Below are 21679 nucleotides of genomic sequence, written 5' to 3'. Positions count from 1 at the left end.
GCGGGCTTGCTCGCGAAGGCGGTGGGTCAGTGATGGATTTGGTGGCTGATACACCGCATTCGCGAGCAAGCCCGCTCCCACATGTGGATCTCCATTTGGGCTGGAGAATCGCGATCTGCTCTGGAAAAAACAGCGCTTTTGATTCAACCACTCAGGTCGGCTACTAGGCCGCCGTGCTTTAGATTTTGATCTTGATCTGAGGCGCCCTTTAACCACGATTAACCACGATGGCCGCACGCAGGCACACCGAGCCACAGCGAGTGCCGAGTGGTGGGGCGAGGACTTTTTGGTTACTTTTGGCTGGGCCGGCTTCCGGTCCTTCCAAAAGTGACCCGCTGTAAGAGCGGAACCCATCTCAGCCCTCACCCAACCAACGGATATACACCCAAAAACTCACCCCTTAACAGCCCCAGCCCCAGCCCCAGCCTGAGCCTTGGCCCGCATCTTATCCGCCATCAGCGCCATCTCGTCATACAACAACCCAGGATTCTTCTGCTTCAACCCCCAGGCCATCCGCCCCTGCTCATGGGGCAAAATCATAAACTCCCCCTCAGCCACCCGCTGATAGATGTAGTCAGCAATATCAGCCGCCGAAATCGGCGAACTCTCAAGCAACTTACCCACCTGCGCCTTCATCGCCGGCGTAGGCCCACGGAACGAGTCCAGCAAATTGGTCTGGAAAAACGAAGGGCACACCACATGCACCGCCACTTCCTGCTGCCTGAGTTCCACCAGCAAACTCTCCGACAACGCCACCACGCCCGCCTTGGCTACGTTGTAATTACTCATGGCCGGCCCCTGCATCAGCGCCGCCATCGAAGCAATGTTGATGATCCGGCCCTTGCTCTTCTCCAGCAACGGCAGGAACGCCTTGCACCCCTTGACCACGCCCATCAAGTTAATCGCAATTTGCCAGTCCCAATCCTCCAGCGACAACTCGGCAAAAAACCCACCCGACGCCACACCCGCGTTGTTGACGATCACATCAATGCCACCCAGCTTCACCTCACACGCCTGGGCAAACGCCGTAAGCTGGCTGTAGTCCCGCACATCACAGCGCTGCACAAACCCATCGCCGCCGGCCTCGCGCACCAACTTGAGGGTTTCGTGCAAGCCCGGCTCGCTGACGTCCGACAAGGCCAACTGCCAACCCTCGCGGGCCCAGCGCAGCGCGATTTCACGACCCAGGCCCGACCCGGCGCCGGTAATCATCATGCGATTTTGCATAGGAACATTGCCTTGTGGTTCACAGAAGAAGTGATCGGCAGTGTAGCGAAGGTTTTTCCCGCACCCACTCACCATCCAATTGATGAATGCCTCGGGCAAACCGTGAGCCGGGTGCGAGGCTGGCTTACAGCGTAAGTTCAATCTTTTTCAACTAAAGCCGGGTATTTTCGAACGCATTAAAAGAAATAAGCATGTTTGCGAAATGCTTTAAGGAATCATGGAATTTTTTACGAAGTGGCACAGTCGGAGTTGTTAAGGCGTCCGTATTTAAACCCACGGGCCTGTCGTTAAATAACCGGTCTCTACAGAAGGCCTACAAGGAAAAAACCATGAGCCTCATTCTGATCATCATCCTGATTCTGCTGCTGGTCGGCGGCCTGCCCGTATTCCCGCACTCGCGTAACTGGGGTTATGGCCCGTCGGGTATTCTGGGTGTTGTACTGGTCGTTCTGCTGGTACTGTTGTTGCTCGGCCGGATATAAACGCCGGACAAAAAAAGAGGCCTCCTGGAGGCCTCTTTTTTTATGCCCGACGACTAAGTTAGTCCGGCTTGCCGTTGATCACACCGGCGGTGTTATCCAACAGGCTCTTGGTCGCCGTCTGCAGGAACGACTCAAGCTTCTGCTTCAGCGCTGCTTCGTCCGGCGATTCAGGAATTACCTTACCGGTCGGGTTAGCACCCAGTTCGTATTCCCACAGTTTCGGTGGCATCTCCTTCGGCAATACCAGAATGCGGTCTGCGGTGACCAAGGCTACCGTCTGGTCGCTGCCCGAGGGCTTGATCACACCAAAGCCTTTGTCGCCTTCCGGCAGGTTCAGCAGGTCGCGGCCCCAGCATTGGTGCAGGGTATCGCCACCCAGGCGGCCCATGATGGTCGGCACGATGTCGATCTGGGTGCCCACGGTGTGGTCACGCTCGCCGAATTTTTCCTGCACGCCCGGTGCAATGATCAGCATCGGCACATTGAAGCGGCCCAGGTCCATTTCGGTAATTTGTTGCTCGTTACCGAAGCCGTGGTCACCCACGACCACAAACAGGGTTTCCTTGAAGTACGGCTCTTTGCGGGCCTTTTCAAAGAACTGGCCCAAGGCCCAGTCGGAGTAACGCATGGCCGTCAAATGCTCGTTGAGGCTGCCACGGTCGGTGACTTTCTCGACCGGCAATGGCGTCGGCAACGCGTACGGCGTGTGGTTGGACAGGGTTTGCAGCAGGGCGTAGAACGGCTTGCCGCCTTCGCGGGCTTTCAGCTCTTCCAGGCCACGGTTGAACATGTCCTGGTCGGACACGCCCCACGTCGGGTCGGAGAATACCGGGTTGACGAAGTCGTTACGCCCGATGAAGTTGGTCATGCCCTGGTTGCTGAAGAAGCCCGACTGGTTGTCCCAGGCGAAGTCGCCGTTGTAGACATACACGTCGTCAAAGTCGCGTGCGCTGAGTAGTTGCGGCAGGCCCGACAGCTTGTGGCTGCCTTCCGGCGTCTGCATCAGGTATTCAAAGCCCGGCAGGTTCGGGAAGCAGGCCATGGTGGCGAACATACCCTGGTGGGTGTGAGTGCCGTTGGAGAAGAAACGGTCGAACAGCAGGCCTTCCTTGGACAGCTTGTCGAAGTAAGGCGTGATGTTGCCCGGGCGACCCAGGGCGCCGACCGAGTGACCGGCGAAGCTTTCCATCAGGATGACGACGACGTTCTTGATCGGCAGGGTTTTCTCGGCCGGTGGCGTGTAGTCACGGCGCACAGCGGCGATGTCGGCATCTACCAGTTTTTCTTGCGGCAACACCAGCATGTCACGCACGGTCTGGGTCGCCAGCGGCTGCTCCAGGGTGGCTTTCCAGATGTTGGAACGCTCTTCGGAGAAGCGCGACTTGGCTGCTGCGATCAACGACAGGGTACCGTTCAAGCCCAACTGGTTGGCGAAGTTCGAGTCGGTGGTGTAGACATCGCCCCAACGCAGTGGCGGGCCCTGGCGCAGGGTGCCACGGATGGCGACGACAGCGATCAGCAGGCAGACCACAAACACGGCGGTGCGCGTGTACCACGGCGCCACCTGGCGTGTGCCGATGCTGCCGCCGCTGAACGGCCCGCGTGGGCGGGTTGCGCGGTCGGCGCCTTTGAACGCCATGCTCAGGATCAGCGTGCCGACGGCCCAGGCCAACAGGTAACGCACCACTGGGAAACCGTACCAGAGCATGCTCATCACGGTTTTCGGGTCTTCCTTTACATACTGGAAGACCAGGCCGTTGAGGCGCTGGTGGAACTCGCGGTAGAAGTCCATTTCCATCAGGCCCAGGAACAGGGCAATGCTGGACGCGACGGTCAGCCACAAACGGAAAAACCCGCGTGCCGCCATGGCCCGAACGCTGAACAACGCCAGCAGCAACGGGACCAGCAGGTACATCACCAGGCGGATATCCAGGCGCAGGCCGTTGGCGAACGCTTCAAGGAAGGTCGAGGCCGGCGTGTCGAGGATCATCTCGCGGTTGTAGACCAGCAGCGCCAGGCGCAGCAGGGAGAACATCACCATCATGACCAGTGCGCAGAGCGCCGTGTACGCCAGATGGGATTTGACGGTCGGTTGCAGCAGGCGATTAGAAGCTCGCTGCTGACTCAGGGCGTCCGGGTTTGCCATGTCGTTTCAGGACCCATTGGAAGTTTAAGTTGCGAAATAATGCAGTTGCGTCCGTCCCTCGCCCAGGCTTGCTGGGGTAGGCGGTTATCGCGGTGGCGCAAATGGTGCCCGATCAATGGCATCAACGCCATTAATTACTGAACGTGTGCGGTTGCGCAGCCTTTAACGGTACTCGAGTTAGAGCCTTGGCAGCGCTGTAAAAGCGGGCGAATTGTCTTGGAAAAGATGTGAAAATTCTGTGCAGCGAATATTTTCGAAACACAAATCTCATGGCTGCACTGAAACCAATGTGGGAGCGGGCTTGCCCGCGATAGCGTTCTTACAATCAGCATTGCTGTGACTGAAAGATCGCTATCGCGGGCAAGCCCGCTCCCACATTTAGTACGGTGCCCACTTCAAATTGAATGAAGTGTTTAGATCCGCACGTTACCCCGTGGCCCGGCAATTGCCCAAATGATCAGGCCCAATACTGGCAGCAACAGGATCAACAAAATCCACAGCACTTTGGCGCCTGTGCTGGCACCGCTTTTAAATACGTTGATGATCGCCCATATATCCAGCGCCAGAATGATCAAGCCAATAAGGCCGTTAAAGGTAGAACCCATGGTGTCGCTCCTAAGTGAGGTCATGCACTTGTAGGATAGCCAGCCCTGGCTGGGGTTCCGTTTTATTTCAGACGTGAATGGCGACGCGCAGGGCTTCCAGGGACGGCTCGGCCTTGATGCCCACTTCGGCGCACAATTCAAGCACACGCGGCAGGTCCTTGCCGTACACCAACACTGCTTGAATCTCATCGTCGAGCAACTGGCTGAAGTTCAACAACACGTAACCACCGTCTTGCGGGCTGAGGGCGCTCATCTGGATCTGGATGCGGTTCAGCGCCGTGAGGTCTTCAGTCTTGGCCAGTTGCTTGGGCTTGAGGTTGAACGCCACACCCGGGCCGAACGAGGCGACGATCTGTGCAAACAGTTCGCTGTAGGTGTCGGCCTGGAACAGCACGGTGTCTGGCAAGCTGCCGACCACGACCCACTCGCCCAATGGGATAGGGAACGTGTCGTCGTAGTTGATATCCGGGTTCGCTGCCAGAAAGGCCACAGGGTCCGCGTAGGCCTGGGCGGCTTCTTCAGCGATACGCGCCACCTCGTCTTCGCCCATGACGCCGGCGCTTATTTTGCTGATGAGTTCGACGAGGGCGGTTTTCATGGGGGAGATCCTGTCACGGGCTGGCTTTTGAGGGCGCGTAGCCTACACCAGTTTTTGCAATAGCGCCGTCGTATCCACTGCGCCCATGGTCTGTGCCGCCGCCAGCGCGGTTGCGCCCTGCGCGTCGGTGGCCTTCGGGTTGGCGCCCTGGCCGAGCAGGTAGTCGAGCATTTCGACGCGATTGAACATGGCAGCCATCATCAGCGCCGTACGGCCGTCAGAAGATGCAGCATCCACCGGCGTGCCACCTTCGATCATCGCTTTGACGACGGGCAGGTTGCCCTTGAACGCCGCACCGGCCATCGGCAGTTGGTTCTTGTCATTGGCGATCTGCGGGTCGGCCTTGAATTCGAGCAGCACTTTCACCGCTTCGACATGGCCGTGGTAGGCGGCGAGCATCAGCAAGGTGTCGCCATTATGGTTGCGCAGGTTGGGCGGCAGGCCCTTGGCCAGCAGCGCAGCGAGCATGGCCGCATCGCCTTTGCGGGCCACGTCGAAGACTTGCTCGGCAAATTCGGCAGCTTCATCGTCGGTCATCTGTTTGGGCTGGTCTGACATGTGGGGCTCCTTGTCTGGTGTGCCTTAATAGGCGCCCAGTGTCGCGATGGAGTTCCCCACTGTCATGCCTTTTTTGTGAAAAGTGGCCATAGGCAGAATCAATAGCGCTGCATTTCAGTAACGAAAGAACCCACCTTGTATCTGTGCCAACAACGGGCCGGTCACCGGTACGTAGCAATCCGAACCCGGTAGCCACGCGAAGACGGGATCGACACCGGCCTTGCCTGGGTCGAACGCCTCCTCCTTGAGCTTCACTTTCTGGTACTTGAAGGTGCCGGTGGTTTCCATCTTCACCTTGATGCGCAGAAACAACGGCACCGCATAGTGCGGCAACTGGGCGTGTGCGAACTGCAGCAGTTCGCGCATATCCAGGGCGGCCAGGGATTCACTCGGGGTGATGGCGACCATGCCGGCACGGCCATTGATGTTTTCGATCTCGACGCCGTAGGCCACCACCTCGGCGATCTGCGGGTGCTGCAGCAGCACGTTTTCGACTTCCGTGGTCGAGACGTTTTCGCCTTTCCAGCGATAGGTATCGCCCAAACGGTCGACGAATTGCGCATGACCGAAGCCAATGCTGCGCAACAAGTCGCCGGTGTTGAAATAACGGTCGCCTTTCTCGAACACGTCGGTGAGCACCACCTTGCGGTTTTTTTCCGGGTCGGTGTAGCCGTCAAACGGCGACTTGTCATCGATCCTGGCTAACAACAGCCCCTGCCCGCCCGTGCGTACCTTGCGCATGAACCCATCGCTGCCACGGACCGGCTCGCCCGTGTCATGGCTGTAGTCCACCAGCGCCCAGTGCTGCAGGCAAAAGCCGATGGTGTTGTCGAAATTCAGCACGTTGGTGAAGCCGATATTGCCGTCGCTGGCGGCGTAGAGTTCGCAGATGTGTTCAACGCCATAGCGTCGCTTGAACTGTGCCCAGACCCCAGGGCGCAGGCCATTGCCGACCATCTTGGTCACACGGTTATCGAGGTCTTGCGCACCTGCTGGCTGATCAAGCAGATAACGGCACAGCTCACCGACATACCCCAAGGTAGTCGCCTTGAACGTGCGCGCATCATCCCAGAACTGGCTCGCGCTGAATTTGCGCCGAATGGCAAACCCCGACGCACCGACAATTGCCGAGCCCCAACACACGCACAAGCCCGTGGCGTGGTAGAGCGGCAAGGTGCAATACAGAACGTCGGACGGCCCCATGTTCAGGGCGATGCTGCCGAAGCTGACGGCGGTTTTGGTCCAACGCCCGTGTTTCATGATGCCGGCCTTGGGCAGGCCGGTGGTGCCAGAGGTGTAGATATAGAAGCAGGGGTCGTTGAAATAGATCTGCGCGGTGCTGGCGGGGTTGCCCTCCTCGCATTCGGCGCTGGCGACCAGCAGGTCGATATAACCTTGCGGTGCCGGGCTGGTCTGTTGATCGGCCACCCACCAGGTTCTGTCCGCGCTGATCGCGACCTGGTCGCGCACCGCCGCGTAGGCGCTGACCAATTCCGCCCCCACCACAATCGCCACCGGGTTCACCAGAGTGAGGCTGTGCAGCAACGCCGCTTGGGTCTGTGAAGTATTGAGCATGGCGCAGATGCCGCCCAGCTTGCCCACGGCCAGCACGTTCAATAACAGTTCGGGGCGGTTTTCCATAAACAGTGCAACCACATCGCCTTTGCGAAGGCCCTGCGCCTGCAGGTGATGGGCAATGCGGTTGGCGCGCCGATTGGCTTCGCCGTAGCTCAGCACGCTGTCGCCGTACAACAGCGCTGCGCCTTGCGGGTTGCGCAGGGTCGCTTGCTCGAAGTGCCAACCCAGGCCGCAGGGTTGGCCGGGATCGGTGACATTCGCCGCGCGCATGCCGCGCACCACCCGAGGCAGGGCTCGAACAATGGAGGGCACCTTACGCAGCATCATGCCCCAGGTGATCATCTCGTCTCGCGGATGGCTCATTCAGGAACGTCCTTTTTCTTATTCTTCGTCTGATCCGAAAGCATCGGCGGCCCGGTCGGCAATACGCCGACTGCCTTGCAGGAAAATACGCCTGCGGTTCTTTGGCTGTACACGCAGGATTTGAAAAGTTTTGTATCCCGAGGCGAGCATCCTTACGTAACGGAATTTTGCAACGCCGCAGCGGTCATTATCTGTAACAACGATGTGAAAAGGCCGGCTTCGATAGCGCAAAATGCAGGATGCACGATGGCCATTCATGCAAATTGCACGAAAACGAAAAATCCTGAATTTTTTAACTCTTTGATTTATAACGATTTTTTTCGATAATCAATACTGGCACAATCACTGCACCTATCACTCCATGCTTGCCAACTTGAGCCAACGGAGCTGATAGACATGAGCCTGATCCAAGACAAATTCGCTTCTGTATTTTCCCAATACGATGTCACCACTCAGCCGCGTCCTGATGGCGGTATCCTGCTGACCCTGCGCAACAGCGAAGGCAAACAGGTAAAACGTTCGATCTCGTATCAACAACTGCACACGGCCGATCAACTGACCTGGGTCATCAGCGCCATTCGCCGCGACCTGGCCGAACAAGCCAGTGACCTGCCGCAAATTTCCATGCTGCAAAGCCAGAACCGCTTTGCGCTGCCGACCTACCACTCGGCCTAAATAACAGACCCAAAAAGGGCCGCGACACTACCCAGTGTCGCGGCCCTTTTTTATGCGTTCAGCACAGCCCTTGGCGGGATGCCTCATTCATTGCTTGCACCCGATTGGTCACTTCCAATTTGCCGTAGATATTGCGCAGATGGAACTTCACCGTGGCCTCGGAAATATCGCGAATCTGGCTGATTTCCCAGACGGTCTTGCCTTCTGAAGCCCATCGCAGAATTTCCAGCTCCGTGGGTGTCAAGGGTTTGCCGGACAAGCTCAGGCGCTGTCTTGGCAGCCTGGACCCGCTGACCGATTCGTTCGACGGTGGTCCCAACTCCTCTGTGCTGCTCATATCTCTCTCCCTTAGGGTGACTTCGCAATACCGACCTTCGGAGTTTTCCTATTGACAGTCGGTATAAACATTGAGGCCAGAGAGAGTTACATAACCTTGATAACCAGAATGTAAGGCTGATGATAAACAGCCAGGCCTTACATTAACTTAAGGCGCTTCCCACAATAAATTCCAACTTGCCGGGATTGAACAATTTCTATAGATGGATATCACCCCTTAATTAACCACTTCACTGCGAATCGCCTGGGTGACGATACGTGCCAGGCGCTCGGTCAGTTGGTCAGGGGCGGCCTGTCGCCGGTGCAGGGTCAGCGCGATACTGGGCAAAGGCGGCAACCCCCGCTCGGCGGCCGCCAGTACCGCTGTTCCCGCCTGCATACCCAGGGATGTCCTGATGGTGTAGCCCAGCCCCGCCTCGGTGGCCGCCGACAACCCGTTGAGGCTGGAACTGGTGAACGATAACAGCCACGGAATGCCCCTGTCGGTCAGGGCTTGCGTCGCCATTGAATGAAAGGGGCACGGCGCGTCAAAGGCAATGATCGGCAAGGGCTCGCCTGAATCGGCGGTCCAATTCAGGTATTCATGGGAGGAACCGATCCACTGCATAGGCAACTGCGCCACGCGTCCCTGGTACCCGCCTCTACGCTCGTCTCCCCACACCACGGCGAGGTCGAGTGAGCCATTGTCGATTCGACTGAGCAGGTCAGCGTTACGCGCGATCCTGGCTTCTACCCGAACCTGCGGATGGGCCCTGGCGAAGCGGCCCAATACCGTGGGCAGGAAACCACTCAAGTCTTCCTGCAGGCCGAGGCGCACCCAGCCCTTGAGCTTGAGCTCGGACACGGCAGTCACCGTTTCGTCATTAAGGCTTAACAAGCGCTTGGCGTAGTTAAGCAGCACCTCCCCCGTCTCCGTCAGCGCCAGCCCTCGACCGGCCTTGGTGAACAAGGGCGAACCCGCCTGTGCCTCAAGCTTTTTGAGTTGGGCGCTGATCGCCGAAGTCGAGCGGTCGAGCTTCTGCGCCGCCTTGGCAAAACTGCCCAGTTCAACGCCCGTGACGAAGCTGCGCATAACGTCCAAATCGAAATTCACCGGTCGCATGATCATCCTGATTTTCGGGACTATTGAGCTAAATAATTTGATATTCGGAACGATGCGCCCGTGAGAGCCTTTTGCCAACGAATTATTGGTCTTTTTTTGGAGTGTTTATGCCAGTCGATAACGGTCACCGCTGGAAAGTGCTTGGGGTCGGCGTTGCGGCCAATGCCAGCTTTTCCAGTGTCGTCGGGGGGCTGCCGGCAACCGCTATTTATATGCGCGCCACCTACCAACTCGACACGACGCAGTTGGGCCTGGTACTGGGCGTGCTGGGGCTGGGCATTGCCATCAGCGAAATTCCTTGGGGCCTGCTGACGGATCGTTGGGGCGATCGCCCGGTGTTGCTCACCGGCCTGCTGAGTTCAGGTATCGCCCTGGCACTGTTGGCGGTGCTGGCACTCTACACACCCACTCTGGCGTTGCTGGCTATCGGGCTGTTCATCGTCGGCCTGCTCGGCAGCAGCGTCAACGGAGCCAGCGGCCGAGCGATCATGGCGTGGTTCAAAGAAGGCGAACGGGGCCTGGCCATGAGTATCCGGCAAACGGCCGTCCCCGGCGGCTATGCGCTGGGGGCATTGATCCTGCCGTACCTGGCGCATACCTACGGCTTCGTTCAAGTGTTTGGCGCCAGCGCGCTGTTTTGCCTGGTGGCCAGCTTCTTTGCGTGGCTATGGCTATACGAGCCGGACTTCGACGGAGCAACCGCTAAAAAATCCGGCGCAACGCCCGGCAGCAGCCCGTTGAAAGACTCACGGGTGTGGCGCATCGTCCTGGCCATCGGCCTGCTGTGTGCCCCGCAGTTCGCGATTCTTACCTACGCAGCAGTGTTCTTCCACGACTTCAGCCACGTGGACATCACCCTGGTCTCGGCGACCCTGGCAGTTATCCAGATCGGCGCGATCGTCAGCCGTATCTGGAGCGGACGCTGGACCGACAAACACAAAAATCGCCGCAGCTACCTTAAAGCCTGTGCATGGCTCAGTGCCCTGACCTTCCTGCTGCTGGGCGCAACCGTATCAATCGCCAGCACTTATGGGATAAGCCAAACACCACTGGCCAGCACCCTGATCATCGCCGTGATGGTGATCGCCGGTATCAGCGTCTCCGCCTGGCATGGCGTGGCCTACACCGAACTGGCGACCCTGGCCGGTGCTAGCCGCGCGGGTACCGCACTGGCGATGGGCAATACCTGCGTGTTTGTGGTGCTGTTCGCTACGCCCATCGCAGCGTCAGCCCTGATGACGCATTTCTCCTGGGGCACGGTGTGGCTGGCCGCAGCCTTCTGTGCACTGCTGACCGTGCCGCTGTTTCCCCGTGTGGATAAAGCCGCAAGGGGCATGCGCCTCTTCGCGCGGGTCAGCCATCCAGCCCCGGAAACCCGGTGCCAGCCTCTCCCGTGAATTCAGGCAGTGGCCCTTGCGGTGTGCGGGACAGGCGCAAGGTCACGCAATGCGGGTTCTCACCGATATCAAAGCCATGCGCCAGACCCGCCGGAATCACCAGCAGATCGTTTTTCTCACAGCGTACGGCGTACACATAGTCGCCCACCCGCAGGTTGAACAACCCCTGCCCCGCGACGAAAAAGCACGCATGATCTTCAGCGTAGCGACGCTCGTCCCGGTACCTGGCACGCAATTCGTCTTTCTGAGGATGATCGGTACTGACACGCTGCACTTCAACCGCGCCGTAACCCAAAGCATCGATCTGCGCGCTGTAGGCCGCAATCATCTGCGCCTCAGTGGCGCCTTGCTCCAGCGCCATGGCCGGCTGCCATCGCTCGAAACGCACGCCCTGTGCCTCCAGGGTGGCGGCGATGTCGTCGAGGTGGGTCAAGACTTTGTTCGGCGTATCCGGTGAGGCGACGGGGTAGACAGCGACATAACTCATTGAACGGTTCCTTTGTGCTCCGGCAATCGAAGGCCGATGATAAGGGCGGCGACCAGCGCGGCGACGCTGGCGATACTGAACGTCAGCGTGGGGCCCAACAGGTTCCAACTGTAACCGGCGTACAACGCACCCAGTGCTCCGCCGGTTCCGGCGAGTGCGGCATACAGCGCCTGGCCCTGGCCTTGCTGGCGATCACCAAAACTGCGCTGCACAAAGGCAATCGCCGATGCGTGAAAGCTGCCAAAGGTGGCGGCGTGCATCACTTGCGCCAACAGCAGCACCCACAGGTATTCGGCAAATGAGCCCAGCAGCAGCCAGCGCAGCGCCGCCAACAGGAAACTGGCCAACAGCACGCGGCGTATCGAAAAGCGCATGAGGAGCCGGCTCATGGCCAGGAACATCAGCACTTCCGCAACTACGCCCACGGCCCAGAGCATGCCGATGACGCCGCGGCTGTAACCGAGGTGTTCAAGGTGCAGGGTCAGGAAGGTGTAATACGGGCCGTGGCTCAATTGCATCAGCGCCACACAGGCATAAAACGCGAGCACGCCGGGGCTGCGCAGTTGCTTGAGGAAACCGTCGGCGGCCAGGCGGTTGCCATGGGTGGCGGGTTGCGCATTCGGCACCCACAGGCTGGCGCCGATGATGCCGGCCATGATCATCACGACCACCACCGGGTAGATGTCCAGGCTCAGCCAGTCGAACAGGCGGCCCATGATGACCACGGTGAGGATGAAACCGATGGAGCCCCACAGGCGGATTTGGCTGTAGCGCGCGGTCTGTTTTTGCAGGTGGGCCAGGGTGATCACTTCAAATTGCGGCAGCACGGCGTGCCAGAAAAATGCATGCAGGGCCATGACCAGAGCCAGCCAGGCGTAGGTTTTACTGAAGAAAATCAGCGAAAAACTGGCCAGGGTGCACACCGCGCCGAAGCGCACGATGGCCAGGCGTCGGCCGGTGTAGTCGCCCAGCCAGCCCCACAGGTTGGGCGCCACGCAGCGCATCAACATGGGGATGGCGACCAGCTCGCCGATGCGCGCGCTGGAGAAGCCCAGGTGATCGAAGTACAGCGCCAGGAACGGCGCTGTCGCCCCCAGCAGGGCGAAGTAGAAGAGGTAGAAGCTGGAGAGGCGCCAATATGGGAGGGGGCTGGTCATTGGATTGTATGGGGCTGCTGCGCAGCCCAGCGGGAGCAAGCTCCCTCGCCACAGCAAGCTCGCTCGCCACAGGTCACAGCTGGCCCAGTACCGGCGTGCTCACACGCACATCGGCATTTTGCCCACGGTTGCGCAGCAGGTGGTCCATCAACACGACGGCCATCATGGCTTCTGCAATCGGCGTGGCGCGGATGCCGACGCATGGGTCGTGGCGGCCCTTGGTGATCACGTCCACCGGGTTGCCGTGCACATCGATCGAACGGCCCGGGGTGGTGATGCTCGACGTGGCTTTGAGCGCCAGGTGCGCAATGATCGGCTGGCCGGAAGAAATACCGCCGAGGATGCCGCCGGCGTTGTTGCTGAGGAAGCCTTCAGGGGTCAGCTCGTCACGGTGCTCGGTGCCGCGCTGGGAGACACACGCAAAGCCTGCGCCGATTTCAACGCCCTTCACTGCGTTGATGCTCATCAGCGCGTGGGCCAGTTCGGCGTCGAGGCGGTCGAAGATCGGCTCGCCCAGGCCGGGTTTCACGCCTTCGGCGACTACAGTGATCCTGGCGCCGACGGAGTCTTGATCGCGGCGCAACTGATCCATGTAGGCTTCAAGTTCCGGCACCTTGGCAGGATCAGGGCTGAAAAAGGCGTTGTCGTCGACGCTGTCCCAGGTCTTGAACGGGATTTCGATCGGGCCCAACTGGCTCATGTAGCCGCGCACCACGATGCCCTGGGTGGCCAGGTATTTCTTGGCGATGGCGCCGGCGGCCACGCGCATGGCGGTTTCGCGCGCCGAGCTGCGGCCACCGCCACGGTAGTCGCGCTCGCCGTATTTGTGGTGGTAGGTGTAGTCGGCGTGGGCCGGGCGGAACAGGTCCTTGATCGCCGAGTAGTCCTTGGACTTCTGGTCGGTGTTGCGGATCAGCAGGCCGATGGCGCAACCGGTGGTGCGGCCTTCGAACACGCCGGAGAGGATCTCGACTTCGTCGGGCTCCTGGCGCTGGGTGGTATGGCGGCTGGTGCCAGGCTTGCGGCGGTCGAGGTCACGCTGCAGGTCTTCCAGCGAGAGCTCAAGCCCGGGCGGGCAGCCGTCGACAATGGCGACCAACGCCGGGCCATGGCTTTCGCCCGCGGTGGTGACAGTGAACAGCTTGCCGAAGGTATTGCCGGACATGCAGGGCGCTCCGTGAAATCAGTTGAATCAACTCAACCGTAATAACTTAAGGCGGCCAGTATACGCAGGCTAACCGACTAGTTCATCCTCGAAACCTTACCGGCAGACATCTGTCCAACCGGCACCTTTCTAATGATGGCGCGATGATGCTGCGAGTTTTGCTTTTGACCCTCACCCTGTTTTCCAGCCTTGGCTTCGCCGCCTCCCCTGTCGTGCTGCAACGGCCCATCAGCCTGGACACCGGCAGCGGCGAGCTGTTTGGCTCGCTCCTGCTGCCCAAATCCGACAAGCCGGTGCCCGTGGTATTGATCATCGCCGGCTCCGGCCCCACCGACCGCAATGGCAACAGCGCCGACGGCGCGCGCAACGACAGCCTCAAGCGCCTGGCCTGGGTGCTGGCGCGCAACAACATCGCCAGCGTGCGCTACGACAAGCGCGGGGTTGCCGCCAGCCTCGCCGCCACGCCCGACGAACGCAACCTGACGCTGGACGCCTACGTGTCCGACGCGGTGGCGTGGGGCAAACTGCTCAAGGCCGACCCACGCATGGGCCCGCTGATCGTGCTGGGCCACAGCGAAGGTGCATTGGTCGCAGCGCTCGCTGCTCCGCAACTCGACCCGGCCGGGGTGATTTCCCTGTCCGGCAGTGCCCGGCCGGTGGACCAGGTGATCCGACAGCAACTGGCGGCCCACCTGCCACCAGCCCTGTTGTTGCGCAGCAATGAAATCCTTGACCACCTCAAGGCCGGCCAGGTGGATGCCGATGTGCCTGGCCCGCTGGAGGGAATTTTCCGGCCCACTGTGCAGCCTTATCTGATCAGCCTGTTTCGCGCTGACCCGTCGGCCGCTTTTGCCAGGCTGAATATGCCGGCACTGATTATTCAGGGCACTAACGATATTCAGGTCGGCGTCGCCGATGCTCAGCAATTGAAAAGGGCCAAGCCCGACGCGCAGTTGACTGTGATCGAAGGCATGAACCACGTGATGCGCATCGTGCCCAGGGATGTAAAGGAGCAACTGGCCTCCTACAACGATCCGAAACTGCCGCTGGCCGCCGAACTGGGCACGCGCATCGTGCGCTTTATAGACGGACTTCAACCCCGTTAAGCGACTATTTGCCTCCAGTCCCCCGGGAAGCGGCCGATAAGCCGAAAGTCGACAGCAAAAAGGCTGTCGACTCGCAGGGCTTGGACAGGATCGCGCCGCATGACTACCACCGAAGCAACATCAGAACCTACTGCCGACACCGCGGCTGAAAAACCCGAGGCCGTCGAGGCAGCGGCACTGCCGTGGGCGGACGTACAGGCCGAACATTTCAAGATGCTGCGCCTGGCCCCCCTCGCCACCGACCGTGCCACGGGCGTACGCCCGCTGCGGTTTGTGCAGTTCGGGTATACCGAGCGCAACGATAAACACCGCAGCCTGTTGCGCATGGTCATTCAGTTGCCGGGCCAGCGCGTGCGTCGCGAGCAGAATCACCTGGATATCTGGGTCGATCACGATACACACCGCGTGCACTTCGGCCCGGGTAACAGCCTGGAGATTGAACCGGCCAACCGTGGCATCGGGCGTTTCCTGGTGGCCCAGGGCGCCGCGTGGGCGAAAAAACGCTGGTCGCACTATCGCGTTGACGGCGCAGACCTGGCCAACAAGGACGCGCTCAACGAAGCCACACGCTTGCGCCGCGACCATTTCCTGCGCGTTCAAGGCTTCGATGTCGCTTACGCCGATGTGCAGCACCTGAAAGGCAATGTGCAGCCGGGCAAGGTCAGCGACGTGCTGGACAGCTGGAACACCGAGAAGGTGCAGTTTGTGGAAATCCTCGAAGCCGCGCAGATGCTGCAACAGGCTGAGCACAACCTGGCGGAGCAGGAAGTGAAGCTGCGCAAGGAAGAGGATAAGGTCACCAAGTTCAAGCGCGAGGACAGTGGGTTGCGCTTTACCATTACGTGCCTGGTGGCGTTTACGGTATTTCAGGCAGGGTTGTTGATCTGGATTGCGACACACCGCTAGTCGATTGGAATGCACCCTGAGTTGTGGGAGCTGGCTTGCCTGCGATAGCGGTGGGTCAGCATGCAGTTCTGCTACTGATACACCGCTATCGCAGGCAAGCCAGCTCCCACATTGACCGTGTCCCTGCTTTTAAACCCTGGCGGCAAAGACGGCCTGATGTGCCCGGCACTGCTCAGCGGTCAACATGAACACGCCGTGCCCACCGCGCTGGAAGTCCAGCCAGGCAAAGTCCACTTCCGGGTACAACGCCTCAACGTGCACCTGGCTGTTGCCCACTTCAACAATCAGCAAGCCCTTCTCGGTCAGGTGGTCTGCCGCTTCGGCCAGCATGCGCCGCACCAGGTTCAAGCCATCATCACCGCACGCCAGGCCCAGCTCCGGCTCATGCTGGTACTCGTCCGGCATGTCGGCGAAGTCTTCGGCGTCCACGTAAGGCGGGTTCGACACGATCAGGTCAAACCGCTGACCCGGCAGGCCGTCGAAGCCGTCGCCTTGCACGGTGTACACGCGCTCGTCGACGCCGAGGCGCTCGATGTTCTGGTTGGCCACTTCCAGCGCTTCAAAGGACAAGTCGCCCAGCACCACTTCGGCGTCCTGGAACTCGTAGGCGCAGGCAATGCCGATGCAACCGGAACCGGTGCACAGGTCAAGGATGCGTGCCGGCGGGTTGGCCAGCCAAGGTGCAAAGCGGCTTTCGATCAACTCACCGATCGGCGAGCGCGGAATCAACACACGTTCATCCACGATAAACGACATGCCGCAGAACCACGCCTCCTTCAACAGGTAAGCGGTGGGCACGCGTTCGTGGATACGCCGATGCAGCAAGCGCTGAACGTGGGAAATCTCCTCTTCTTCGAGGTTGCAGTCCAGGTAACTGTCGTTGATCTCCCAAGGCAAGTGCAGGGCACCGAGTACCAGTTGCCGGGCTTCATCCCAGGCGTTGTCGGTGCCATGCCCGAAAAACAGGTCTTCCCCATGGAAACGGCTGACAGCCCAACGGATATGGTCGCGCAGTGTGCGCAGGCGGGATGTGATCACGGGGGCAGAACTCCTGGAAAAAACGACTGGCAATTCTAACAGCGTTCGCCTGTCCGTTCGATGTACGAAATGCCCTCACCGTACGTCGGAATTCATCTAATTTGCCATCAATGCGATAAACAAGCCGCCCACTTGACATGGCTGCACGCCAACAACGGCGTACCTTACGATGGTAGCGATTCACAGAACCGCTCAGCCAGTGGACAATGTCACAAAAGCCCCCCTCACAGGAGCCCCAGAATGTCCGTTCCAAAGACGATGTTTCAACTCAGCGGTCGCGGTTACGCAGCAGCCAACCTGAACCACGCGACCCTTGTGATCATCGACGCCCAGAAGGAATACCTCAGCGGCCCACTCGCTCTGTCCGGCATGGACGCGGCGGTCGATAACATCCAGCAGCTCGTCGCAGCGGCCCGCAACGCCGGGCGCCCGATTGTGCATGTGCGTCACCTGGGCACTGTCGGCGGCCTGTTTGACCCACAGGGCGAGCGCGGCCAATTCATTCCTGGCCTGGAACCCCTGGGTGACGAAACCATCATCGGCAAGTTGCTCCCCAGCGCTTTCCACGGCACCGGCCTTGAAAAACACTTGCAGGACCTCGGCTCTCTGGACCTGATCGTCTGCGGCTTCATGAGCCACTCCAGCGTCAGCACCACCGTGCGCGCCGCCAAGAACCTGGGCTTTCGCTGCACCCTCGTGGAAGACGCCTGTGCCACCCGCGACCTGCCTCACAAAGGCGGCGTGCTGAGTGCCGAACACGTGCAGCAAACTGAAATGGCCATCATGGCGGATAACTTCGCGACCCTCGCCCTGACCAAAGATCTGATCTGATCGCCCCTCTGATGAGCGGCGCGTTTATAGCTCCGCTCATCTGCGAAGCCCTTTCATTTGGCGCATTTACCCCTCCACCCGGAACAACCTGTGTATCTTCCGGTCGAAGGGCCGATACCCTGGAGGAAAGGTCGGAATGAAGATATCCGATGGTTTTGATGCTCGTCGCTTGCGTCCCAAGGGCCCGAGCAACTGGCGTCTGCGCCTGGTAGCCGGCTTTGCCGCGCTGCTGGCAATCGTAGGTTTGTTGTTGGCCGGTGCTGGTGGTGCCGGCCTGTTAGGTCATTCACCCGCCCTCGGCGAACTGAACGCCAGCCCCGGCGGCTCGGCGATTTTACTGGTGAGCGGCCTGCTGGTGGTGTGGCTGGGCGTGTGGTTGTGGCGTCGCAGCCGTCGGCGCATGCGCCAGCCGCTGTCGCTGAACATCGCTTCGCACCTGATGAAAAAGCACGACTGATGGCGCCTGGATAGCGTTTCCTGCGCCCTGGCCGCCGCGATTAGGTAAACTGCCCGCCCTTCGCGGAGGCTGACATGCAAGACGACGATTTTTCCCTGTTCAAAAACGAGCTGCGCGGCGTCAAGCCGATCAAGCACGACCGCGCCGACACTGGCAAACCCAAGGCTGACCGGGCGCAGATCGCCAAATTGCGCCAGGCCGCGACCGTGCGCACCGATGCCACCACCGTGGATGGCCTGTCGGATCAGTTCGTGATCGATGTAGGCCCCGAAGACGAGTTGATGTGGGCCCGCGACGGCGTGCAGGAAAGCCAGATGCGCAAGCTCAAGATCGGCCAGATCCCATTCGAAGGCAGCCTTGACCTGCACGGCATGAACGTGGAAAAAGCCCGCGAAACCCTCTGGGCCTTTCTCGCCGAAGCCACCAAATTCGAAATTCGCTGCGTGCGTGTCACCCACGGCAAGGCTGTGCGGCTGGATGGCAAGCGCCCGATGATCAAGAGCCACGTCAACACCTGGCTGCGCCAGCATGCCCAGGTGTTGGGGTTTACCTCGTGCCAGGCCCGCCACGGCGGCGCCGGTGCGGTGTATGTGATGCTCAAGCGCACCATGATGGAAGGCCGCGACGAGTAACAAGTGCCATCGTCAGGCTTGCAGCGATGTGTCCGCCACCGTAACCTTGCGCTTTGCGAAAATCCCACAGGTAGTTTCATGTCCCTGGAACAGAATTACACGGCGATCCTCGGCCAACTCGGCGAGGACGTTTCCCGCGAGGGCCTGCTCGACACGCCAAAGCGTGCCGCCAAGGCAATGCAGTACCTTTGCCGCGGTTATGCCCAGACGCTGGAAGAAGTCACCAACGGTGCCTTGTTCAGCTCTGACAACAGCGAAATGGTGCTGGTCAAGGACATCGAGTTGTACTCGTTGTGCGAGCACCACCTGCTGCCGTTTATCGGCAAGGCTCACGTTGCGTATATCCCGAGCGGCAAAGTGCTGGGCCTGTCCAAGGTCGCACGCATCGTCGATATGTACGCGCGCCGCCTGCAGATCCAGGAAAACCTCAGCCGCCAGATCGCCGATGCGGTAATGCAGGTGACCGGTGCACTGGGTGTTGCGGTGGTGATCGAAGCCAAGCACATGTGCATGATGATGCGCGGTGTAGAAAAACAGAATTCGTCGATGATCACGTCGGTGATGCTGGGTGAGTTCCGCGAAAACGCGGCCACCCGCAGCGAGTTCCTCAGCCTGATCAAGTAAACAGGCTGCGCAGGAAAAAGCCGGCGTTCATCGCCGGTTTTTTTTCGTCCGCAAAATTCAGGTAAGCTGCGGCCCCTTCTGTATCGGGCAAGAGGTTTTAGCCATGTTCGTCAAAGCACTTCGAGTGGGCCTTGGCCACGTCATCATCGCGGGCGACTTTCTGACCCGTCCACGCAAAAAGCAGCGCCCTGCCGAGCAGCAAGCTCAGGTGAATGCCGCGGCCAAGGCATTGACGCTGTATCAGTTCCACGCCTGCCCGTTCTGCGTGAAGACCCGCCGCACCCTGCACCGCCTGAATGTACCGGTGGCGCTGAAGGACGCGAAGAACAACGAGCAGGACCGCCAGACCCTGCTGGAGCAAGGCGGCAAGATCAAAGTGCCGTGCCTGCGGATTGAAGAGAATGGCCAGACCACCTGGATGTATGACTCCAAGGTGATCATTGATTACCTGGACAAGCGGTTCGCTGCAGTCTGACCTGTGGGAGCTGGCTTGCCTGCGATTGCATCACCTTGGTGTGCCTGAAGCACTGAGTTGCCTGCATCGCAGGCAAGCCAGCTCCCACATTCAGTTCGGCATTATCAAATCAAGATCCAGTAACGCCGAACCCAGGCACTTGCCATGGGCATCCAGCGCCAGCGAGCGCGTCACCCCGCCGCGCAGGATGCCCGGCAGCACGAAGTTCAGCGCCTGCACATTCGGCAACTCATAGCGACGTACGGGCGCCGCGCCGGGCTCCAGCAAACCGGCAAAGAACTCGGCCACGCGCTCTGCGGTGAGCTGTTCGCACAACACCGCATAATCCTCAGCACGATAAGCAATGATCGAGATGTTCGACGTGTCGCCCTTATCCCCGGTCCGGGAATGGGCCAGCGAGTGCAGTTTCATGCTTCGATCCTCGGGTTGACCACGCCACGGGGCAGCAGTAACGACGCCACCGCCACCACCTGCCGCACGCTTTTACTGGCACCGCCGCCGCCGGACGGGCCGTTGGTGTAAAGGGTTTCCACCTCATTGCCAACGCGCACCGCCTCACTGCGATCCTCACAACGCGCCGCCACACGCAGGCGTACTTCCCAGGGTTCGACGCCACTGCGCGGGCCGTGCAACGAGTCCATGCCGATCAACTCGGCACGCACGTCCTGCATCTTCACGCCCATCAATTCGAGGCGCTTGAGCACGACATCCCGCGCTAACTGCGCCCGTGCGACAGCGCCCGGGCCGCCGTAGGACATCTGCCCCTCACCAATCCAACCGTCGAGATAACCGACGCTGACTTTCAACCGTTCAGGCCGTGCCCGGCCGCTGGCACCGCTGGCGCGAACGCGATCTACACCCTCCTCCACAAAACCCACCCGGGAAAAGTCTGCCGTCACGTCCGGCGTCAAATACGCCGCAGGGTCATGCACTTCGTAAAGCATTTGCTCAGTGCAGGTAGCGCGGCTGACTCGACCGCCAGAGCCTGCGACCTTGGTGATCACTGCCTCGCCGTGGGCATCAATTTCCGCCAGCGGAAAGCCCAGCCGCGCCAGGTCCTCCACATCCTTGAAACCCGGATCGGCAAAATACCCCCCGCTCACCTGCCCCGCGCATTCCAGCAAATGCCCCACCAACGTGCCGCGCCCCAAGCGCTGCCAATCGTCCGCCGCCCAGTTGAATTCAAACATCTGCGGCGCCAGGAACAGCGACGGGTCAGCCACGCGGCCGGTGATCACCACATCCGCCTCTGCGCGCAAGGCCTCGATAATGCCCTCGACACCCAGGTAGGCATTCGCGGAAATCAACCGCTCACCCAGTGAGCTGAGGGTCTGGCCGTTATCCAGCACCTGCTCGGGCTGCAAGACATCCAGCACGTCATCGCCCACCACGGCCACAACCTTGAGCTTCAGGCCCAACTCATCGGCGATGCGGCGCACTTCAATGGCCGCCGACACCGGATTGGCCGCGCCCATATTGGTGATCACCCGCAGGCGGCGACGGCCTTCCTGCCCCCCCACAAACGGCAACACACGGCGCATGCGCTCACTCAACAACGGGTCATAACCGCCCTGCGGATCGCTGATACGCGCCTGTTGCGCAAGGGCGATGGTGCGTTCGGCCAGGCATTCGAACACCAGGTAATCCAGGTCGCCCTGTTCGGCCAATTCCACGGCAGGTTCAATACGGTCGCCGGAATAGCCGGCGCCGGAACCGATGCGCAAGGTTTTCATC

24 protein-coding genes are annotated in these 21679 nt (G+C 60.2%); 10 read left to right on the top strand and 14 right to left on the bottom strand.

What is annotated here, in order from left to right; all coding sequences use genetic code 11:
* Nucleotides 1–393: 393 nt before the first annotated feature.
* On the bottom strand, nucleotides 394–1227 hold the full coding sequence (locus ACP7A2_RS07755; protein ID WP_426133743.1) for an SDR family oxidoreductase: 834 nt from the start codon (nucleotides 1225–1227) through the stop codon (nucleotides 394–396).
* A gap of 329 nt (nucleotides 1228–1556) precedes the next feature.
* On the opposite strand from ACP7A2_RS07755, the gene ACP7A2_RS07750 reads away from it, so the two are divergent.
* The gene (locus ACP7A2_RS07750; RefSeq protein WP_015885095.1) at nucleotides 1557–1709 is read left to right on the top strand and encodes a DUF3309 family protein; all 153 of its coding nucleotides are present in this window, start codon (nucleotides 1557–1559) and stop codon (nucleotides 1707–1709) included.
* Nucleotides 1710–1767: 58 nt separating this feature from the next.
* On the opposite strand, the gene ACP7A2_RS07745 is transcribed toward ACP7A2_RS07750, so the two are convergent.
* The 5 genes from ACP7A2_RS07745 to ACP7A2_RS07725 form a co-directional block, all read right to left on the bottom strand.
* Nucleotides 1768–3855 (bottom strand): LTA synthase family protein, encoded by a 2088-nt coding sequence (locus tag ACP7A2_RS07745; protein WP_375070788.1) that lies wholly within the window; start codon nucleotides 3853–3855, stop codon nucleotides 1768–1770.
* Nucleotides 3856–4268: 413 nt separating this feature from the next.
* Nucleotides 4269–4460, bottom strand: coding sequence for a PLDc N-terminal domain-containing protein (locus tag ACP7A2_RS07740; RefSeq protein WP_003172956.1), 192 nt, complete (start codon nucleotides 4458–4460; stop codon nucleotides 4269–4271).
* Nucleotides 4461–4527: 67 nt separating this feature from the next.
* Nucleotides 4528–5058, bottom strand: a complete 531-nt coding sequence (locus ACP7A2_RS07735; RefSeq protein WP_426133742.1) for a hypothetical protein — start codon at nucleotides 5056–5058, stop codon at nucleotides 4528–4530.
* A 42-nt stretch (nucleotides 5059–5100) separates the two neighbouring features.
* On the bottom strand, nucleotides 5101–5616 hold the full coding sequence (locus tag ACP7A2_RS07730; protein ID WP_426133741.1) for an ankyrin repeat domain-containing protein: 516 nt from the start codon (nucleotides 5614–5616) through the stop codon (nucleotides 5101–5103).
* Nucleotides 5617–5730: 114 nt separating this feature from the next.
* Complete coding sequence (locus ACP7A2_RS07725) at nucleotides 5731–7557, bottom strand: long-chain-acyl-CoA synthetase (protein ID WP_426133740.1); 1827 nt, start codon at nucleotides 7555–7557, stop codon at nucleotides 5731–5733.
* A 396-nt stretch (nucleotides 7558–7953) separates the two neighbouring features.
* On the opposite strand from ACP7A2_RS07725, the gene ACP7A2_RS07720 reads away from it, so the two are divergent.
* Nucleotides 7954–8232 (top strand): DUF3509 domain-containing protein, encoded by a 279-nt coding sequence (locus ACP7A2_RS07720; RefSeq protein WP_048721059.1) that lies wholly within the window; start codon nucleotides 7954–7956, stop codon nucleotides 8230–8232.
* Between the two features lie 58 nt (nucleotides 8233–8290).
* On the opposite strand, the gene ACP7A2_RS07715 is transcribed toward ACP7A2_RS07720, so the two are convergent.
* On the bottom strand, nucleotides 8291–8569 hold the full coding sequence (locus tag ACP7A2_RS07715) for a response regulator transcription factor (RefSeq protein ID WP_426133739.1): 279 nt from the start codon (nucleotides 8567–8569) through the stop codon (nucleotides 8291–8293).
* Nucleotides 8570–8785: 216 nt separating this feature from the next.
* On the bottom strand, nucleotides 8786–9670 hold the full coding sequence (locus tag ACP7A2_RS07710) for a LysR substrate-binding domain-containing protein (protein ID WP_426133738.1): 885 nt from the start codon (nucleotides 9668–9670) through the stop codon (nucleotides 8786–8788).
* A 107-nt stretch (nucleotides 9671–9777) separates the two neighbouring features.
* Here ACP7A2_RS07710 and ACP7A2_RS07705 point away from each other — a divergent pair, with 107 nt between their 5' ends.
* A complete protein-coding gene (locus ACP7A2_RS07705; RefSeq protein ID WP_426133737.1) occupies nucleotides 9778–11067 on the top strand; it encodes an MFS transporter in 1290 nt (429 codons plus the stop codon).
* On the opposite strand, the gene ACP7A2_RS07700 is transcribed toward ACP7A2_RS07705, so the two are convergent.
* The 3 genes from ACP7A2_RS07700 to aroC all read right to left on the bottom strand — a co-directional run bounded on the left by ACP7A2_RS07700 (nucleotide 11024) and on the right by aroC (nucleotide 13876).
* Nucleotides 11024–11554 (bottom strand): acireductone dioxygenase, encoded by a 531-nt coding sequence (locus tag ACP7A2_RS07700; RefSeq protein ID WP_426133736.1) that lies wholly within the window; start codon nucleotides 11552–11554, stop codon nucleotides 11024–11026. The two genes, ACP7A2_RS07705 and ACP7A2_RS07700, sit on opposite strands and share 44 nt — an antisense overlap.
* Nucleotides 11551–12711: an MFS transporter gene (locus ACP7A2_RS07695; RefSeq protein WP_426133735.1), complete on the bottom strand. Its 1161-nt coding sequence runs from the start codon at nucleotides 12709–12711 to the stop codon at nucleotides 11551–11553. Before ACP7A2_RS07695 ends, ACP7A2_RS07700 begins: the two co-directional genes overlap by 4 nt.
* A gap of 73 nt (nucleotides 12712–12784) precedes the next feature.
* A complete protein-coding gene (gene aroC, locus ACP7A2_RS07690) occupies nucleotides 12785–13876 on the bottom strand; it encodes a chorismate synthase (protein WP_426133734.1) in 1092 nt (363 codons plus the stop codon).
* Between the two features lie 143 nt (nucleotides 13877–14019).
* Here aroC and ACP7A2_RS07685 point away from each other — a divergent pair, with 143 nt between their 5' ends.
* The gene (locus ACP7A2_RS07685) at nucleotides 14020–14982 is read left to right on the top strand and encodes an alpha/beta hydrolase (RefSeq protein ID WP_426133733.1); all 963 of its coding nucleotides are present in this window, start codon (nucleotides 14020–14022) and stop codon (nucleotides 14980–14982) included.
* A 99-nt stretch (nucleotides 14983–15081) separates the two neighbouring features.
* A complete protein-coding gene (locus tag ACP7A2_RS07680; protein WP_426133732.1) occupies nucleotides 15082–15888 on the top strand; it encodes a hypothetical protein in 807 nt (268 codons plus the stop codon).
* A gap of 129 nt (nucleotides 15889–16017) precedes the next feature.
* Here the strand turns inward: ACP7A2_RS07680 and prmB are convergent, their stop codons facing one another.
* Complete coding sequence (prmB, locus tag ACP7A2_RS07675) at nucleotides 16018–16926, bottom strand: 50S ribosomal protein L3 N(5)-glutamine methyltransferase (RefSeq protein WP_426133731.1); 909 nt, start codon at nucleotides 16924–16926, stop codon at nucleotides 16018–16020.
* A 240-nt stretch (nucleotides 16927–17166) separates the two neighbouring features.
* On the opposite strand from prmB, the gene ACP7A2_RS07670 reads away from it, so the two are divergent.
* The 5 genes from ACP7A2_RS07670 to ACP7A2_RS07650 all read left to right on the top strand — a co-directional run bounded on the left by ACP7A2_RS07670 (nucleotide 17167) and on the right by ACP7A2_RS07650 (nucleotide 19945).
* Nucleotides 17167–17757 carry a cysteine hydrolase family protein gene (locus ACP7A2_RS07670; protein WP_426133730.1) on the top strand — a complete coding sequence of 197 codons (591 nt, stop codon included), beginning with the start codon at nucleotides 17167–17169 and terminating at the stop codon, nucleotides 17755–17757.
* A gap of 136 nt (nucleotides 17758–17893) precedes the next feature.
* Nucleotides 17894–18214, top strand: a complete 321-nt coding sequence (locus ACP7A2_RS07665; RefSeq protein WP_426133729.1) for a hypothetical protein — start codon at nucleotides 17894–17896, stop codon at nucleotides 18212–18214.
* A 74-nt stretch (nucleotides 18215–18288) separates the two neighbouring features.
* The gene (locus ACP7A2_RS07660) at nucleotides 18289–18846 is read left to right on the top strand and encodes a Smr/MutS family protein (protein WP_017137833.1); all 558 of its coding nucleotides are present in this window, start codon (nucleotides 18289–18291) and stop codon (nucleotides 18844–18846) included.
* A gap of 78 nt (nucleotides 18847–18924) precedes the next feature.
* Nucleotides 18925–19470: a GTP cyclohydrolase I FolE gene (gene folE, locus ACP7A2_RS07655; protein WP_016773769.1), complete on the top strand. Its 546-nt coding sequence runs from the start codon at nucleotides 18925–18927 to the stop codon at nucleotides 19468–19470.
* A 103-nt stretch (nucleotides 19471–19573) separates the two neighbouring features.
* Entirely contained in the window at nucleotides 19574–19945 is a 372-nt protein-coding gene (locus tag ACP7A2_RS07650) for a glutathione S-transferase N-terminal domain-containing protein (protein WP_348059803.1), read from the top strand.
* A gap of 90 nt (nucleotides 19946–20035) precedes the next feature.
* Here the strand turns inward: ACP7A2_RS07650 and ACP7A2_RS07645 are convergent, their stop codons facing one another.
* Both ACP7A2_RS07645 and ACP7A2_RS07640 read right to left on the bottom strand, forming a co-directional pair.
* Complete coding sequence (locus ACP7A2_RS07645; RefSeq protein ID WP_426133728.1) at nucleotides 20036–20356, bottom strand: AtuA-related protein; 321 nt, start codon at nucleotides 20354–20356, stop codon at nucleotides 20036–20038.
* A complete protein-coding gene (locus ACP7A2_RS07640; protein WP_426133727.1) occupies nucleotides 20353–21678 on the bottom strand; it encodes an acyclic terpene utilization AtuA family protein in 1326 nt (441 codons plus the stop codon). The genes ACP7A2_RS07645 and ACP7A2_RS07640 overlap by 4 nt, the downstream gene beginning before the upstream one ends.
* Nucleotide 21679 lies beyond the last annotated feature (1 nt).

The sequence above is a fragment of the Pseudomonas sp. PWP3-1b2 genome, assembly GCF_049896045.1.
Taxonomy (GTDB): domain Bacteria; phylum Pseudomonadota; class Gammaproteobacteria; order Pseudomonadales; family Pseudomonadaceae; genus Aquipseudomonas; species Aquipseudomonas antarctica_B.
Note: the sequence above shows the minus strand (reverse complement) of the source record. Positions and strands in the feature narration are given on the sequence as shown.

Bases quoted from the DNA above. Each gene is read 5' to 3' on its own strand.
- ACP7A2_RS07750 (WP_015885095.1), top strand. From the start codon at position 1,557: ATGAGCCTCATTCTGATCATCATCCTGATTCTGCTGCTGGTCGGCGGC.
- ACP7A2_RS07755 (WP_426133743.1), bottom strand. From the start codon at position 1,227: ATGCAAAATCGCATGATGATTACCGGCGCCGGGTCGGGCCTGGGTCGT.
- ACP7A2_RS07735 (WP_426133742.1), bottom strand. From the start codon at position 5,058: ATGAAAACCGCCCTCGTCGAACTCATCAGCAAAATAAGCGCCGGCGTC.
- ACP7A2_RS07650 (WP_348059803.1), top strand. From the start codon at position 19,574: ATGTTCGTCAAAGCACTTCGAGTGGGCCTTGGCCACGTCATCATCGCG.
- ACP7A2_RS07700 (WP_426133736.1), bottom strand. From the start codon at position 11,554: ATGAGTTATGTCGCTGTCTACCCCGTCGCCTCACCGGATACGCCGAAC.
- ACP7A2_RS07725 (WP_426133740.1), bottom strand. From the start codon at position 7,557: ATGAGCCATCCGCGAGACGAGATGATCACCTGGGGCATGATGCTGCGT.
- ACP7A2_RS07695 (WP_426133735.1), bottom strand. From the start codon at position 12,711: ATGACCAGCCCCCTCCCATATTGGCGCCTCTCCAGCTTCTACCTCTTC.
- ACP7A2_RS07740 (WP_003172956.1), bottom strand. From the start codon at position 4,460: ATGGGTTCTACCTTTAACGGCCTTATTGGCTTGATCATTCTGGCGCTG.
- folE (WP_016773769.1), top strand. From the start codon at position 18,925: ATGTCCCTGGAACAGAATTACACGGCGATCCTCGGCCAACTCGGCGAG.
- ACP7A2_RS07705 (WP_426133737.1), top strand. From the start codon at position 9,778: ATGCCAGTCGATAACGGTCACCGCTGGAAAGTGCTTGGGGTCGGCGTT.
- aroC (WP_426133734.1), bottom strand. From the start codon at position 13,876: ATGTCCGGCAATACCTTCGGCAAGCTGTTCACTGTCACCACCGCGGGC.
- ACP7A2_RS07720 (WP_048721059.1), top strand. From the start codon at position 7,954: ATGAGCCTGATCCAAGACAAATTCGCTTCTGTATTTTCCCAATACGAT.
- ACP7A2_RS07665 (WP_426133729.1), top strand. From the start codon at position 17,894: ATGAAGATATCCGATGGTTTTGATGCTCGTCGCTTGCGTCCCAAGGGC.
- ACP7A2_RS07715 (WP_426133739.1), bottom strand. From the start codon at position 8,569: ATGAGCAGCACAGAGGAGTTGGGACCACCGTCGAACGAATCGGTCAGC.
- ACP7A2_RS07685 (WP_426133733.1), top strand. From the start codon at position 14,020: ATGATGCTGCGAGTTTTGCTTTTGACCCTCACCCTGTTTTCCAGCCTT.
- ACP7A2_RS07745 (WP_375070788.1), bottom strand. From the start codon at position 3,855: ATGGCAAACCCGGACGCCCTGAGTCAGCAGCGAGCTTCTAATCGCCTG.
- ACP7A2_RS07660 (WP_017137833.1), top strand. From the start codon at position 18,289: ATGCAAGACGACGATTTTTCCCTGTTCAAAAACGAGCTGCGCGGCGTC.
- ACP7A2_RS07645 (WP_426133728.1), bottom strand. From the start codon at position 20,356: ATGAAACTGCACTCGCTGGCCCATTCCCGGACCGGGGATAAGGGCGAC.
- ACP7A2_RS07680 (WP_426133732.1), top strand. From the start codon at position 15,082: ATGACTACCACCGAAGCAACATCAGAACCTACTGCCGACACCGCGGCT.
- ACP7A2_RS07640 (WP_426133727.1), bottom strand. From the start codon at position 21,678: ATGAAAACCTTGCGCATCGGTTCCGGCGCCGGCTATTCCGGCGACCGT.
- ACP7A2_RS07710 (WP_426133738.1), bottom strand. From the start codon at position 9,670: ATGCGACCGGTGAATTTCGATTTGGACGTTATGCGCAGCTTCGTCACG.
- ACP7A2_RS07730 (WP_426133741.1), bottom strand. From the start codon at position 5,616: ATGTCAGACCAGCCCAAACAGATGACCGACGATGAAGCTGCCGAATTT.
- ACP7A2_RS07670 (WP_426133730.1), top strand. From the start codon at position 17,167: ATGTCCGTTCCAAAGACGATGTTTCAACTCAGCGGTCGCGGTTACGCA.